This is a genomic window from Mycobacterium innocens, from assembly GCF_900566055.1.
Taxonomy (GTDB): domain Bacteria; phylum Actinomycetota; class Actinomycetes; order Mycobacteriales; family Mycobacteriaceae; genus Mycobacterium; species Mycobacterium innocens.
The window spans coordinates 1-15,224 of record NZ_UPHQ01000097.1 but is presented as its reverse complement, the minus strand read 5'-3'; the positions used below and the strand labels follow the sequence as shown (position 1 = coordinate 15,224).

Below are 15,224 nucleotides of genomic sequence, written 5' to 3'. Positions count from 1 at the left end.
AACCTGCAAAACGCCATCAGATACGCCCAGCACACCGCCGCCGAACTCGACACCGCACACCAACACGCAGCGCACCTCGCTGCCGCCGAACCAGCACACCAACTATCAAGCCCCAACACCAAACGCCCGGGGCCAAAATTCATGCAGATCAGTGGGGCCAAACCACTTGACGAAACGCAATATCGGCGACGCACACGAAAACCACCTCAGGTGGCCGAATCCTGGCAGCGTGACCTACGCCTGCAACACGGATGCTGCCCCCTGTGTCGGGAACCGTTGTTGTTCGCTAATCACGTACCCGATTCACCCAGCCAATGGGTGAGCTGGTACGCGGGCATACGCAAGGCGATCGGCCACCACGCCGTCACCCTGCACACCGGCCGGACGACACGCCGTCTCATACACGCACACTGCGCGCGCCGTCACCTCGACGACCAACCGCATAACCCCGCACCTACAGAGGCCGACTCGCCTCCGGGAGCTGCTTGAGCCGTGTGCCGCGACGAGTGGCACGCACGGTTCTGAGGAGGCCCCGGCGCGGCAACGCGCCGGGGCTATCCGACAACAAACTGCACTGGGTGCGGGACGTGACCCTCGGAGAGGACGGCTCGCAGGTACGCACCGGGCAAGCACCACGGGTGATGGCCACCTGCCGCAACCTTGCGATCAGCATCCTACGGATCGACGGGTGGGAGAACATCGCCGCTGGCCTACGCCACCACGCCAGACACCCAGATCACGCCCTCGCACTGGTGCTGACCTCATGAAACGCGACTATTCCGGGACCCTGGGCCCCATATGGCCCCATATGGCCCCATAGCAGGGCGGCATGGCCGCCCCGCCGGCGCCACATTCACACTCTGATACGCTTCTCACCTGCGTAAACGATCTGGTGGCCAGGGCCGGGATCGAACCGGCGACCTTCCGCTTTTCAGGCGGAGTTCTGGCTTACACCAGCGTGTTTCAGCTGGTCAACCCAGGCCAGAGGCCATCAATTGGCCGCGTTGGAGCAGCTGGCCCGCCGGGGTTGGCCCCATTTCGGCCCCATGGATTTCGGCTTCCCGGGCAAGACCAGATGCCCGTCGGTGATTGTCGACGTGTTCCGCGATTAGATGGTCACCACGGATATACCTCAACGATTTGGCATACCTCACTAGATCAGTGAGATATGTACTTTCGCTGAGGTATAGTCGGCGACCCGCGACCGAGCTCCGAAATAACACCTGCATACACGTTGTGGTGTATGATGGTGTGATGGCGCGGACCAACATCGAAATCGACGACGAACTTGTGGCGGCCGCGCAGCGAATGTACCGACTGGATTCGAAGCGGGGTGCCGTTGACCTCGCCCTGCGCAGGCTCGTGGGTGAACCGTTAGGCCGCGATGAGGCGTTGGCGCTGCAGGGCAGCGGTTTCGATTTCACCAATGATGAGATCGAATCGTTCTCGGACGCGGGCACAGAACTCCCAGACCAGTCTTAGATGATTGTCGACACTTCTGTCTGGATTGAATTTCTGTCCACGCCGGAGTCGTTCGCCAGCCGCTGGCTAGCAGATCGCATTGCCGCCAACTCGAAGGTGATCGTCCCTGAGGTCGTGATGATGGAGCTGCTGATCGGTACGACCGACGAGTCCAAGGCAGCACTGCGGAGGCGACTACTGCAGCGGTTCAATATCGAGCCGCTTGCCCCCGTGCGCGACGCAGAAGATGCGGCCGCGATCCATCGGCGCTGTCGTCGCGGCGGTGACACCGTACGCAGCCTGATCGACTGCCAGGTGGCCGCAATGGCGCTGCGGATCGGGGTCACCGTGGCACATCGTGATCGTGACTACGAGGTGATCCGCACGCATTGCGGACTACAAACCGAGCCCTTGTTCTGACTTGGATACGACGTGATGCACGTCGAATCCCGCTGCGGCACAACGGTATTGCCGCAATTGTTCATGAATAACCGCTAATCTCCATCCACCGAACAGCTCAAAAACGGATGGCCAACGCCCTCCTAAGGTCGGTGCTTGGTGTCAGCGGTCACGTATTCCCCAGGTTTGAGCGGTTGTCCGTCACGTAATTCCCCTCCCCGGCTGTCACGTAATTCCCTGGGACTGACCGGATCTCGGCTCGCCCCTGAACCTCCGCACGATCCAGCCGAGCACAATTCTGACCAGTCTGGATCTGCGCCATAGCGTGGCTTGAGCGAGTTCCCGCGGCGGCGCAGCGCGGCGGAGGCGAAGAGGATCGGCAGCCCGCAGAGGCACGCCGTCGCGGTAAACAGGTGCGGTGTGTCGGAGCCGGACGCTCACGTTGGCGTCCACCACAACGATGGGGTGCCCACGCATCGCTTCTCACGCAGGGCCAGTGCCGACCTCAAACCGCTGTCTGAGGGCGACGGGGATCGCGGTGATCGCCGCCCCCCACGCCGACGAGCAATTCGACACCATCGCCGTACGTCTGACTCGCTGGTTGACCTTCCGCTTTTCAGCAACCAGATCGTGCGGCCCCAACCTGGCCCCATATGGCCCCATAGCAGGACCCCATGGCCGCTCCGTCGGCGCCACATTCACACTCTGATACGCTTCTCACCTGCATAAACAACGTGGTGGCCAGGGGCGGGATCGAACCGCCGACCTTCCGCTTTTCAGGCGGACGAGATAGCCACTGACCTGCGGTTTATCTGATCCTGTGCGTCGTATGCGCCGCATTGAGCTGCGCTGACGTATTCAGTCTGTCCGGCGAACGGACATAAACCGGACACGGTGCTTGCACTCCCGACCAGGAGCTTTCGTCCTGCCGCTTGTGTTGTGGGCAGCCTCGGGGGCTCCGGGGAGCAGGCACCCCGATGCCCAGCATCGCATCGTCAGCCGCCGGTCCGACACCGTCTATCAACGGCCCGGCATCGGCATCACAACATCCGCCACCGCGGAACGGTCCTGCCAGTGCCCCGGTTGGCGGTAGGTCGCGAGCGCCCGAGGCCGTCCCGGCCGCAGGGCGCGAGAGCGGCAGTGGTCGGCCGGACGCCAACTGGGGCGCCGGCCTCAACTCGGTCACGGCCAGCGGGCTTGTTATATGCGCCAAAAATGTCCGCGGCCCGTTGCTCGACGGGATCGCGACAGGCGACCTACGAGCGATCGACGCATTGGGGCTGCGGTTCCCAAGCCCCGAGATGGTCACCGCGGCTGCGGCACTGTTCGAACCGGCGGCGCCGTGGGCTTGTGGTCCCGGGCATCGCGGCACCGAAGCTGAATCCGGACGGTTTCGCATCACCGTCGGTCCTGGCGTCGTACGACTCGGGTGGACCAATCCTGTCCGGGCCGAGAAAACAGCAGAACGGGCCGTCGGTCATCACCAACGTGACGTTGACGACGCGAAGCTGCACGTCAGAAATGACCTCGCCCTCACAGCTGGGGACCGTGATCAGTCCGTCGTGTCTTCGACACGACGGAGCAATTCGGCGGCCGACCACCGCGGCGCTGGCACTGTCATCACCGAGTGGTCCCGCAAATCACGGTCGGCAATGTGCCGCACCTTCGCCGAACTCGACTACGGCCCACTCGTCGAGTCCGGGCGTGTCCCGGCCATGATCACGCTCACCTACCCCGGGGACTGGGAGGTCGTTGCCCGTGACGGGGCCAGTGTTAAGCGGCATATGGTGTTGTGGCGCAAACGATTTCAACGTGAGTATGGCGAGCTGGTCCGCTACATCTGGAAGCTAGAATTTCAACGGCGCGGCGCACCGCACATTCATCTGTGGATGGCACCACCCGTGTCGCCCGGTCGTTCTGGCCGCAGCTTCGCGCACTGGTTGTCCGAAGCGTGGGCGCAAGTCGTCAATCACCCCGACCCGGCGCAGAAGGCCCGGCATCGGCTAGCAGGCACCGCCATCGACGTACGCAACGGCTTGAAGGCCTGCGACCCGAAACGGTTGGCCATCTACTTCACCAAGCATTCATCACCAAACTTGCACGGCGACAAGGAATATCAGCACATCGTGCCTGAACTGTGGCGACAGCCCGGCCACGGCCCCGGCCGGTTCTGGGGTGTGTACGGACTCAAGAAGGCCATCGCTGTCGTCGAAGTCACTCAGGATGCGTACCTGGCGGCTCGCCGGATTGTGCGGCGGTGGTCACGTAGCCAGGCGATCTACGGCAATCCCGACAGCAGCTTCCCGACTGCCGTCGTGCCGCGCACGGCTACTCGACTGGTTCCCCGTGTTGGTCAGAACACCGGTGTCGTGACTCATCGGAGCGTGCGACGACGACGAGCCTTCTGCAACCAAGGCGGCCTCGCCGGCGGATACGCATTAGTGAATGACGGTCCAGCTTTTGCATCTAACCTTGCCGCGGCATTGTCGGCGGCCGGTCCGTAAGTGAAGCCAGCCGATCTCACCATTGCCCACCATGCGCAAGTCGGGTTGGTCGCAGGAAAGTTCTTTCGTTCGGCCGTCGAAGTAGCCGGTTTCGGGCCTTAGAGTTGCGACCATGGTTACCCCTCCTCTCGCGCTCCGCACGTCATCGGGACGCCCACCGGCGTGGCAACGCTGGGTGCTCAACGCGATGTACAACTTCGATCGATACACGATCGAAGACTGGCTGGGTCTCATGAGAGACCATCTCCAGCGACCCGGCGGTGCCACCCCGATGCGGACCGCTCGTTACACCGTTGATGTCTTGGGCCACGTTAGGGCGCTCACATCGGCGACCGCGAGCCTTGCGTCACATGGCGATCCCGCAGCTCGCTCTCAATTGGCCGACGCCGCCCTCGACCTGAGGAGCGCTCTCGACAGACTTCACGAAGCGCGAGATGAGCTGCTGAAAGCCGCTGGCGCCGAACGCGTTACCTACGATTAGCGTCAGGCAATTGTCATTGTGGCGCAGTAGATTCCCGCCAGAGTGACCCGCCTGCTGAGCGAGACCCCCCAAAGGTTGGGTGCTCTTTGATGACGAAGGGTAGGGCACTGCTCCCGCGTGGTCCACTGCTTACTCCCCTTTCGTAACTTTCGTAACTATGCTACGCTGGGTCGAGTTCCGAAGGTGGGATGAAAGGATAGTGAGACCCATGAGCACCGCCGCCGCGGCGGAGGTCGTCAGCCCGGTTCCGGCCGATGCCGACGAGCTTGCCAATGTCCTCAGTTTCATCGAGGCCCACGAGGCCCGTCACGGGACCTCTCCTGAGACTGCCTTCTTCCTTTCCGGCGCGCGCGAACACGACCGTGTCGAACTGACCGAGCAGCTTCACGAGATCCTCAAGCGTGTCGTCCAAGCTCTCAGCCACGGCCAATCGATCAGCATCCTGACTCGCGACCAGGAAATCTCCACCCAGCAGGCGGCCGACCTCCTCGGCCTGAGCCGCCCCACGGTGGTTCGCCTCATCGAGGACGGCGAGTTGCACGCGCATGTGCCCGGCGCGGTCCGGCGCAAGCTCCGGCTCGCCGATGTGCTTGCCTACCGCGAGGAGCTTCGCGCCCGGCGCAACCGGTTCATCACCGAGAGCTCAGCGGAGTTCGCGGATGCAGACGCCGACGAGGTCGCCGAGTTGCTCGCGGAGGCGAAACGCAAGCGTTGACCTGTCCGCGGAGTCTGAAAGACTCGCCCCTGTGTATCGCGCTGTCCTCGACACCTGCGCCCTTGTGCCGAGCCTCCAGCGTGACTTCCTGCTGCAGCTGGCCACCGAGGAGGCATACGCGCCCGTGTGGGGGTCGGGGATTCTCTTCGAACTGGATTACGTACTCGCCGGCCTACACGACAAGCGCGGGATCGGCGACAGCGCCACTCGGCGACAGCACCTTTTCGACCAGCTGAAGCAGGCGTTTCCGGGCTCAGAGGTTCACGCTCCCAAAGACCGGGAGTACACCTACGGACTCAACGACTCCGATGACGGCCACGTGGCCCACGCGGCGATTATCGGCAAAGCCGACGCCATCGTCACCGACGATCGCCGCGCCGGGTTCAGTACAGCAAGTGGCGTGCTCCCGATGAATGAGTCCGCCTTGTTTTAGAGTCCTGTGGCCCCGGGTGGGGGCCGGAAGGGACGATGAAACACATGGCTGGCCGGAAGAAGCATTCCGCTGAGGACGTGGTGCGTAAGCTGCGCCGCGCGGACGAACTCGCCGCGTCGGGCAAGACCAACGAAGAGATCGCAGCTGAGCTCGAGGTGTCGGCGGCGACGCTGTACAACTGGCGCCGCACCTACGGCGGGATGGATGTGGATGCGGCGAAAGAGCTTAAAGAGCTGCGGGAACAGAACACCCGGCTGAAGCGGCTGCTGGCCGAGGCCGAGTTGGAGAAGGATGCTCTGCGGGAGGTGGCCAAGGGAAAATTCTGAGCCCGGACGCCAAGCGCCGCGCCGTGGACATGCTCAAAGAGGTTCTGGGCGTGTCGGAGCGGCTCGCGTGCAAAGCGGTCGGGCTCGCCCGCTCCACCTACCGCCGCATCCCTATCGCGCAAACCCCGGCTGACCCTGACGCTGAGCTGCGCGCGTGGCTGCGTACCTACTCCACCAAACAGCCTTGCCATGGGTTTCGGCGTGCCTGGGCGGCGCTGCGCCACGACGAGCGCCGGGATGTGAACAAGAAGAAGGTGCACCGCCTGTGGAAGGAGGAGGGCCTGCAGCGGCGGGTTCACAGCCCGCGCAAACGCGCCGGTCAGTCGTCGTGCCCGCCCGAGGTGACCGCCGATGCGCCGAAGGTGGTGTGGGCGCTGGACTTCCAGTTCGACTCCACCATCGACGGCAAGGCAATCAAGATCGCGTCGATGCTTGACGAGCACACCCGCGAATCGCTACTGAACCTGGTCGAACGCTCGATCACCGCCGACCGGCTCATCGACGACCTGGAGAAGTGTTTCGCCGCCGCCGGCGGCCCGCCGATGGTGCTGCGGATGGACAACGGACCGGAGCTCATTTCCCAAGCGCTGCAACAGTTCTGCGCAGGCAAGGTCGGACTGTCCTACATCCCGCCGGGCACGCCGTGGAACAACGCCTACATCGAATCGTTCAACAATCGGCTACGAAGGGAGTGCCTCAACCGGAATCACTGGACGAACCTGCTCGAAGCCCGTGTCGTCATCGGCGACTTCAAGCACGAACACAACACACGGCACCGCCACTCAGCGCTGGGTTACCTCACCCCGGCCGAGTACGCTGCCCGATGCAGCCACACCCATCACCCCGTGGCCTGCGACATCAACTGAACCGACATCAAACACAACCTGGCTCTAGAACCGGGTGGACCGACTATTGGGGACCTGCCGCAAGCGTCCTCGTCGAGGCAGGCATCGAAACTGTGTACCCACATCAGTTCGCCGCCAACACCGTCTCAGCGCACCCGCATGCAGGAGTGCACGCCTTGCGAGAGATGTCGAATCGCCGAACTAACCCGCCACAGACCCTGGAGCAGATCCTCGAACTGCTGGTGATACGGCACAAGATGACCGAGGTCGCCGAGATCCTGCTGCCGCTGCTGGCGGAGATGCGCGGCGACCCGGCTGAGGCCTGAGAACGTTATTGAATGAGCAGGGTCAAACAGTAGCGATGGGCGCGCCTGCACATAGACCTGGGTGGATCGCTCAGTATCAGCATCGAGCAATCGCATCGCCACCGACCCAACTGCGGCAGAGCAGCTCGGCAAGGCCGCTGCGGCGGCTGTCGCTCGGCTCTACGAAGACGTTCACCAATCAACTTCCGGTCGGTGATTGATCGGCCTCAGTTCCGATCTCTGAGGCACCCGCAGGTTCATCGCGCTGCAGCCAGAGCTGTAGTGCCTCCTCGATCACCTGGTCGGGTTTTACTCCGTCGGCGGCCGCGGCACGTTGAACCACATCAATGAGGGATAGCGGCGCCTTACCCGAGAATTGATTCCGAGAATCCGTTGACGGGGCGGGTTGGCGCAATAGTTCGTCCCACGGCCATTTTCCGACCACGTCGTTATACATCGCAGACGTAAGAAACATCTGCTCACCATCCCCGAACCAGCTCAAGATCTGGCAGTTCGCAGTCGACCGTTTAGCAATGCCGCCGTTGTGGATGTAGTCGTTACGGACCTTGGCTAAGTCACCGAAGAAGGGAAACGCATAGTCGCGATGGCTACAATCCCATACTTTCGCCAGCTCGAAGCGGTAGTGGTCATTCCACTCAGCGAATATGAAACTGATCCACTGTGCTCCCTGGATACGTTGCACTTCCGTCCTACGGGGCGGTGAGACTTCACCGCTCATCGCCTGGAACATTCCCTGGACACCCGGCGCGGCAGACTGATAAACCTCTTCGATACTGACCGTCGTTTCGGTGGGTGCACCGACCACCTGTACCGGCTCTCGTCCGGGTTCGACCCACCGCAATTTCGGCGGTGGATATTTGAGCTCCTCCAGGCGAGCGTTGAATTCGGCGTCCGCCAATTCAACGATTCCTGACGCGCCGAGTAGTGCCGCGAGCATTGATACCTTGACGGTACGTCGCATTTCTTCGACTAGTTCGGTAAGCGATGCTGGTTCAGGGTCAGCAATTAGGCATTTGAGTGCTGCTTCCCCAGTCGACATGGTCTCCTCCAGCCTCGACATTGCCGCGCGCACGTCTGAGTCCGTGAGCAAGGTTTGTACCGCTGCCGCGAGTGGTTGGATCGCCGCTTCCACCTCACTGCCCGATCGCGGTGGTGTGGCGGCGATGGCATAAGTGAACGGCATTGTGAAGGCGCTGAATGCGAAACGTCGGTTGTACTCGGCGTTGGGACTGCCGATTCGCAAATGGTGCTCGATGCTGTCGATCGCCTGCGGGATGGTCGCGGCAATCATGTCTCGCATTCGCCGCACGACGTCCAGCCAGCGTGCAGCGACGTGAACGTTCGTTGGGTAAGTCGCGACCTGGTTAAGCCGACGTACTTCGCGGCATGGCCACGGGGCTTCAGACACATGCGGCCCGCCGCAAGGTGAACCCCATTGGCCGCCCTCAGGCTGATGCTCCGCGATTAGCTCCCGATAGCGAGCGGCTGTAGTGTTACCCAGCTCCATCGTTTTTTCGAACCGGGCGAGTCGCCTGTCGATCGCAGAGGACAGCTCGTCGTATTGCGCGTCGCTACCGACCATTATTTGTCGCCGTTCTTCCGCTCCGAATCCGGTATGGCGTGAGATAGGAATTCGGCGGTGGGCCGCAGCAGATCGAACGGGATCACCAAGGTCAGCGTTTCCTCGGTGCCACCTCGTGCTCGTACCTTTAGCGGAACGTGGTACCCATCGTGCTCAGGATGGCTGAAGTCTCGGCTCGCAACGTGGCAGCTGAGCTCAGCGATCGGTTCGATCAAAAGATATTCGTTCAGCTCGGCGAGCATGGGTCCAACGAGCAGTCGCCGGCCCTCCTGCTCGTTCAACAGAAGCCACTCCGTGGCGGGGTCCATCAGTTGCTGCTTGTGAACGCCACACACAACGACTTCCTTGGGAAAGTCGAAAGCGCCATCCCGCTCCTTCAGCGTATGCAGCGAAGTTGCGGGGAACGTGCAGCGCTCAACCTGACATTTTGGATCTGACTTCATAGTCTCCTCCGATCGACGGCCTGCGTCGGTAACCTAATTCGACAGGCCGACAAATCGGCGTCCGATAACGTTTGAGTCAGCCGATGGTTACCAGTGTGCGCAATCCGGACAACGTCATCACGCCTGTCAGCCCCCTCGACTACCGTAGTTTGGCTGTCGAGATGGGAGGCTAGCGTGCTGCTTGAGGAGCTTAAGCCGGGGCTGCGTGTCGACGGGTTGATCCCCGCCACGGTGGTCACCGTCGTCGCGGCGCAGTGGCATGGCACGGACGCTCTTGAACTGACCTACAAGACGGCCGCGGGCGCGCTCGGACAACAAGTTCTCTTCCGCACGGACGAAGCGAAACTAAGCATCTCCCAGTCCGGTAGCCGAGCCTTCGACGCCCCGGCAGCCGACTTCAAACTCGTCGCGGAGGCCCAGCGCATCCAGCTGGCGGGGCTGTTCGACCCGATGCTTGCCGTGGCCACCAGCGATGTCCGCCCGCTCCCCCACCAGATCCGCGCGGTCTATGGAGAGCTGCTCCCCCGCACTCCACTGCGGTTCCTGCTCGCCGACGACCCCGGCGCCGGCAAGACGATCATGGCTGGGCTCTACATCAAGGAGCTGATCCTCCGCGACGACGTGAAGCAGTGCCTCATCGTCGCGCCGGGCGGGCTGGTCGAGCAATGGCAGGACGAATTGTTCTTCAAGTTCGGGCTGCGCTTCGACCTCCTGACGAATCAGCTGATCGACGCCAACGTGAACCTCAATGTGTTCGAGACCAACCCGCTGCTGATTGCCCGCATGGACCAGCTGTCCCGCAACGAGGAACTGCAAAATCAGCTCAAGGACACCGAATGGGACCTGGTGATCGTCGACGAGGCACACCGGATGGGTGCGCACTACTTCGGCGCCAAGCTGGAAAAGACCAAGCGCTTCCTGCTCGGCGAACTGCTGGGCTCGATCACCCGCCACCTGCTGTTGATGACGGCCACACCGCACTCAGGCAAGGAGGAGGACTTCCAGCTGTTCCTGACCCTGCTGGATCGCGATCGGTTCGAGGGCAAGCACAAGAAGACCGCCGACACCAGCGGCATCATGCGCCGCATGGTCAAGGAAGAACTGCTCACCTTCGAGGGCAAAAAGCTCTTCCCCGAGCGCATCGCCGAGACCGTCCCATACGAGCTCACCGCGCTGGAATACGACCTCTACGAACAGGTCACCGCCTACGTCCGCGAAGGCATGAACCGCGCCGACAAGATCGGCGGCAAGCGCAAGAACACGGTCGGATTCGCCCTCACCGTGCTACAACGCCGCCTGGCGTCCAGCCCCGAGGCGATCTACCGCAGCCTCGTCCGCCGCACCGAGCGGCTGGAGCGCAAGAAGCAGGAGATCCTCAACGGCACCTACGTCGAGAAGGAGCCCAGCATCGACGTCGGCGCGATGGACGCCGACGAATACAGCGCCGAGGAAATCGAGGACATCGAGGAAGAACTGCTCGACGCCGCCACGGCCGCACAGACCGTCGAGGAACTCGACGCCGAGCTGCTCGAACTCGCCGAGCTGACGAAGGTCGCCAAGCAGGTCCGTGACGCTGGCACCGACCGCAAATGGACCGAGCTGAGCACGATCCTGCAGGACAACGCACTGACCACAGACGAAGACGGGGTCCCGCGCAAGTTCATCATCTTCACCGAGCACCGCGACACCCTGGACTACCTGGCCGCCCGGATCCGGTCGCTGCTGGGCAAGCCGGATGCGGTGCAGGCGATCCACGGCGGCGTGCGCCGGCTGGAACGACGGGTAATCACCGAGGAATTCACCAAAAACCGCGGCTGCCAGATCCTGCTAGCCACCGACGCCGCCGGTGAGGGTCTGAACCTGCAGGCCGCTCACCTGATGGTCAACTACGACCTGCCATGGAACCCAAACCGCATCGAGCAGCGCTTCGGCCGCATCCACCGCATCGGCCAAGAGGAAGTGTGCCGACTGTGGAACCTGGTCGCCAGCAACACTCGCGAGGGCGACGTGTTCGTCCGGCTGCTGATCAAGGTCGAAGAGCAGCGAAAGGCCTATGGCGGCAAGGTATTCGACGTGCTCGGCGAGGCGTTCACCGAAACCTCACTGCGGGACCTGCTGCTGGAAGCGATCCGCTACGGTGATCAGCCCGAAGTGAAGGCCAAGATGCACGAGGTCATCGATAGCCAGGTGTCGGAAGGCCTGAAGGAGCTGCTCGAAGAGCGATCCCTTGCTGCCGAACATCTCGCCGAGGCCGACCTGGCGAAACTACGCGCAGCGATGGACGAGGCCCGGGCCCGGCGCTTGCAGCCCCATTACATCGAGTTGGCGTTCAAGGCGGCGTTCACCCGGCTAGGCGGGCGCATCGCCAAACGAGAGCAGGGCCGATACGAAATCGGCAACGTCCCGGCACCGATTCGGGCCGGCAAGTTCGGGCCGATCGCCACCAAGTACAACCGCGTCACATTTGATCTCAGCCAGGTCCAACCCGACGGGTTGGTCCGCGCAGACCTGCTCGCACCGGGGCATCCGCTGCACGATGCCGTGATGGACGAGGCCGTCCGCCGCCACGGCGGCGCACTCAACAGCGGCACCGTGTTGGTGTCCTCCACGCTGGACGAGCCGCACCTGCTGGTCGGTGTCGTGGAGGAGGTCGCCGACGCAACCGGCACTACGGTGTCGCGCCGGTTCGGATACGCCTATGTCGATAGCTTCGGCACCGTGACCGCTGCTGGCCCGGCGCCCTACCTTGACTGCGTGGCTGCCCCCGACGTGCCTGCGGTCGCGGCGGCGCGCCAACTGCCGTGGCTGGCCGACGCTGAGGACAGGGCCATCAGCTGGATCATCGCCAACCAGTTGCCGGAGTACCTTGCCGAGGTGCAGCCCCGGCGTGCCACGGAACTGGCCAAGACCCGCGACCTGGTGACCAAACGCCTTGAGCACGAACGCGACCGACTGCTTCTTGACGCTGCGGTTGCCGCGGAAAAAGAGCAGGCCGGTGAGAAGGCGAAGGAGTCCGCCGAAAGCCTCAACCGCAAGGCTGTCGAGCTTGACGCAAGGCTGCGCAGACGGTTGGAGACGCTTGACCAGCAGGCGTTGATGTCGACCAAGCCGCCGCGCATTCTCACCGCAGCGCTCGCCCTGCCGATCGGAATGCTCGAAGCCGACCTGCCGCCGACGGCGCCGATCCACGCGAAGGAAACCAAGGACGTCGAACGCCGCGGCGTGGACCTGGTGCTCGCACGCGAGCGCGGACTTGGTCGCACACCGGTGGAACAGGCCTTCACTAACAAGGGGTTTGACATCCTGTCTCACGCGCCCAACGGCGACACCTACCGCATCGAAGTCAAGGCGCGCATGGACGGGGCCAAGGACTTCTTTGTTACGCACAACGAAGTGATGGTCGGCAAGAACACGGTGCCGCGGTACCGACTCGCCCTAGTGACGGTCGACCCGCGCGGGCCGCAACACGACGAGGTGCGGTATCTCGATAATCCGTTCGCAACAACCGATCTGGGCGATTTCGACTCGACTGGTATCCGCGGCGACTGGGCGAAGATGTGGGCAAAGGGGGTGAATCCGTTCTGATGACAGATGAAGACGTGGCGGCCAAACCCGTCCGCAAACGCAAACTGATCGAGGTCGCGCTTCCGCTGGAGGCGATCAATCGAGAATCCGCACGAGAGAAGTCGATTCGGCATGGCCACTCATCGACCCTCCACCTGTGGTGGGCGCGACGGCCGCTCGCCGCCGCGCGGGCCGTCCTCTTCGCCCAGCTGGTCGACGACCCGTCGTCGCGTCCGGACGAATTCCCCACTGAGGAGCTACAGCGCAAGGAACGCGACCGGCTGCACGCGCTAATCGAGCGGCTCGTGGTGTGGGAGAACATCCGCGACGAGAAACTCCTCGCTGAAGCGCATGCCGAAATCCTCAAATCGACAAATGGCAATCCCCCACCGATCCTCGACCCCTTTGCTGGCGGTGGCACGATTCCGCTGGAAGCGCAGCGGCTCGGGCTCGAAACCCACGCCTCGGACCTGAATCCGGTCGCAGTGCTGATCAATAAGGCCCTCATCGAGCTCCCCCCGAAGTTCCGGAATAAGCCGCCGATGTCCCCCGGTCTCGCCGAATCGGAGATCCGCGACTGGAAAGGGGCAGAAGGGCTTGCCGCGGACGTTCGCGCATACGGGGCCTGGATGCGCGACGAAGCCGAGCGGCGAATTGGCCACCTGTATCCGAAAGCCACGCTGCCCGATGGATCGAAAGCGACTGTCATTGCCTGGATCTGGGCTCGCACTGTGGCCTGTCCAAACCCAGCATGCGGGATCGCGATGCCGCTGGTGCGTAGTTGGTGGCTTGGCAAGAAAAAGGGGAAAGAGGCATATGTCGTTCCGCGGGTCGTAGCCGATTCATCACACCCATCTGGTCAGCGAGTCCGGTTCGAGATCGGACACGACGCGAAGCGGGCGCCCGCGACCGAAGATGGAACAGTCGGCCGCACGGGAGCGCATTGCGTCGCATGCAAATCCGCGGTTCCGCTCAACTACATACGTGCCGAGGGACAAGCCGGTCGGATGAACACGCAATTGATGGCAATAGTCGCAGAGGGCAATCGCCAACGGGTCTACATCGAGCCGAGCGCTACACATGAGGCGGCCAGCGACGTTGACCGCCCCGAAGACGTCCCAATGGGCGAATTGCCGAAGAATCCCAGGGATTTCAAGACACCCAATTACGGCATGACCAAGTGGGCCGACCTCTTCACCAACCGCCAGCTCGTCGCGCTCACGACTTTCAGCGACCTGATAGCCGACGCACGCGAACGCGTCCTTGCCGACGGCGGCTCACCCGAATACGCCGACGCCGTCGTGACGTATCTGGGGCTGGCGGTCAGCAAGTTGGCCGACATGAACAATTCGATAGCTCGATGGAAGCCGTCGATGGACCAAGCAATCGCCCTGTTCGCCAGACAAGCAATCCCGATGGCATGGGATTACGCCGAAACTTATCCACTGTCGTTACGAAGCGCTGGTGGATTGGTCACCAGCATTGCGGGAATGACAAAGGCGCTGGAGGCAACCCCACTGGGTCCGCCCGCGATCGTCGACCAGACCGACGCTACAACTGCGACATATACCGGCCTAGTGCTCGCCACAGACCCACCCTATTACGACAACATCGGCTACTCGGACCTGTCTGACTTCTTCTACGTCTGGCTACGACGATCCCTTCGATCGGTATATCCAGGGCTGTTCTCAACCATGCTTGTGCCAAAGACTGCAGAGCTGGTGGCTAACCCATACCGCCACAACGGCAAAGATGGCGCACGACAGTTCTTCGAGGCTGGATTCCGCTCCGTGTTTGCACGCGCGCGGGAATCCGCGACGTCAGACTACCCAATCACCGTGTGGTACGCATTCAAGCAGACCGAATCCGACGATGACGGCGATGCCTCGACCGGCTGGGAGACCTTACTTGACGGAATGATCAAGAGCGGCTGGGAGATCACGTCGACATGGCCTAACCGTTCGGAACTCGGTAACCGGATGATCGCTAGCTGGCTGTAGGTCGTGTCAAGTCATAGGTGGTGCGTGGGGCATTGTCGCCGGTGGTTGCTGGCGTTAGAAGACCTGGCCGGAGTGCGCGGTGTGCTGTGAGGAGTGCCGAGCGCCCACGCTGACTTATGCGACCTCACACGGTTGGTGGGTCATC

At 62.7% G+C, this 15,224-nt stretch carries 10 protein-coding genes, 1 tRNA gene and 2 pseudogenes; 10 read left to right on the top strand and 3 right to left on the bottom strand.

Annotation, left to right across the window (positions count from 1 at the left end):
• Window positions 1-578: 578 nt before the first annotated feature.
• The 3 genes from EET03_RS10755 (at window position 579) to vapC (ending at window position 1,881) form a co-directional block, all read left to right on the top strand.
• Window positions 579-767: a hypothetical protein gene (locus EET03_RS10755; RefSeq protein ID WP_082274427.1), complete on the top strand. Its 189-nt coding sequence runs from the start codon at window positions 579-581 to the stop codon at window positions 765-767.
• 487 nt (window positions 768-1,254) lie between these two features.
• Window positions 1,255-1,482, top strand: coding sequence for a type II toxin-antitoxin system VapB family antitoxin (locus tag EET03_RS10745; protein ID WP_082274430.1), 228 nt, complete (start codon window positions 1,255-1,257; stop codon window positions 1,480-1,482).
• Window positions 1,483-1,881, top strand: coding sequence for a type II toxin-antitoxin system VapC family toxin (gene vapC, locus EET03_RS10740; RefSeq protein WP_075541068.1), 399 nt, complete (start codon window positions 1,483-1,485; stop codon window positions 1,879-1,881).
• A 714-nt stretch (window positions 1,882-2,595) separates the two neighbouring features.
• Here vapC and EET03_RS30215 read toward each other — a convergent pair.
• Window positions 2,596-2,663 (bottom strand) — tRNA-Phe (locus EET03_RS30215).
• A gap of 174 nt (window positions 2,664-2,837) precedes the next feature.
• On the opposite strand from EET03_RS30215, the gene EET03_RS32995 reads away from it, so the two are divergent.
• The 5 genes and pseudogenes from EET03_RS32995 (at window position 2,838) to EET03_RS10710 (ending at window position 7,490) form a co-directional block, all read left to right on the top strand.
• Entirely contained in the window at window positions 2,838-4,364 is a 1,527-nt protein-coding gene (locus EET03_RS32995) for a rolling circle replication-associated protein (protein WP_075541067.1), read from the top strand.
• A gap of 689 nt (window positions 4,365-5,053) precedes the next feature.
• Entirely contained in the window at window positions 5,054-5,560 is a 507-nt protein-coding gene (locus tag EET03_RS10725; RefSeq protein WP_075541065.1) for an excisionase family DNA-binding protein, read from the top strand.
• A gap of 31 nt (window positions 5,561-5,591) precedes the next feature.
• Window positions 5,592-5,954: pseudogene (locus tag EET03_RS10720) on the top strand (PIN domain-containing protein); the annotation flags it as partial.
• Window positions 5,955-6,037: 83 nt separating this feature from the next.
• A protein-coding gene (locus EET03_RS10715; RefSeq protein WP_099194191.1) for an IS3 family transposase occupies window positions 6,038-7,185 on the top strand; the annotation gives its coding sequence in 2 pieces (ribosomal slippage) (window positions 6,038-6,305 and window positions 6,305-7,185; 1,149 coding nt in all).
• Window positions 7,186-7,277: 92 nt separating this feature from the next.
• Window positions 7,278-7,490, top strand: coding sequence for a VapC50 family PIN domain-containing toxin (locus tag EET03_RS10710; protein ID WP_244232306.1), 213 nt, complete (start codon window positions 7,278-7,280; stop codon window positions 7,488-7,490).
• Between the two features lie 178 nt (window positions 7,491-7,668).
• Here the strand turns inward: EET03_RS10710 and EET03_RS10705 are convergent, their stop codons facing one another.
• A complete protein-coding gene (locus EET03_RS10705; protein ID WP_136625679.1) occupies window positions 7,669-8,781 on the bottom strand; it encodes a hypothetical protein in 1,113 nt (370 codons plus the stop codon).
• A 290-nt stretch (window positions 8,782-9,071) separates the two neighbouring features.
• Complete coding sequence (locus tag EET03_RS10700) at window positions 9,072-9,515, bottom strand: hypothetical protein (protein ID WP_136625678.1); 444 nt, start codon at window positions 9,513-9,515, stop codon at window positions 9,072-9,074.
• Window positions 9,516-9,689: 174 nt separating this feature from the next.
• Here EET03_RS10700 and EET03_RS10695 point away from each other — a divergent pair, with 174 nt between their 5' ends.
• Window positions 9,690-13,100, top strand: coding sequence for a helicase-related protein (locus EET03_RS10695; RefSeq protein WP_099193549.1), 3,411 nt, complete (start codon window positions 9,690-9,692; stop codon window positions 13,098-13,100).
• A pseudogene (locus tag EET03_RS10690) lies at window positions 13,100-15,067 on the top strand (DUF1156 domain-containing protein); the annotation flags it as partial. The gene EET03_RS10695 and the pseudogene EET03_RS10690, both read left to right, overlap by 1 nt.
• Between the last annotated feature and the right edge of the window lie 157 nt (window positions 15,068-15,224).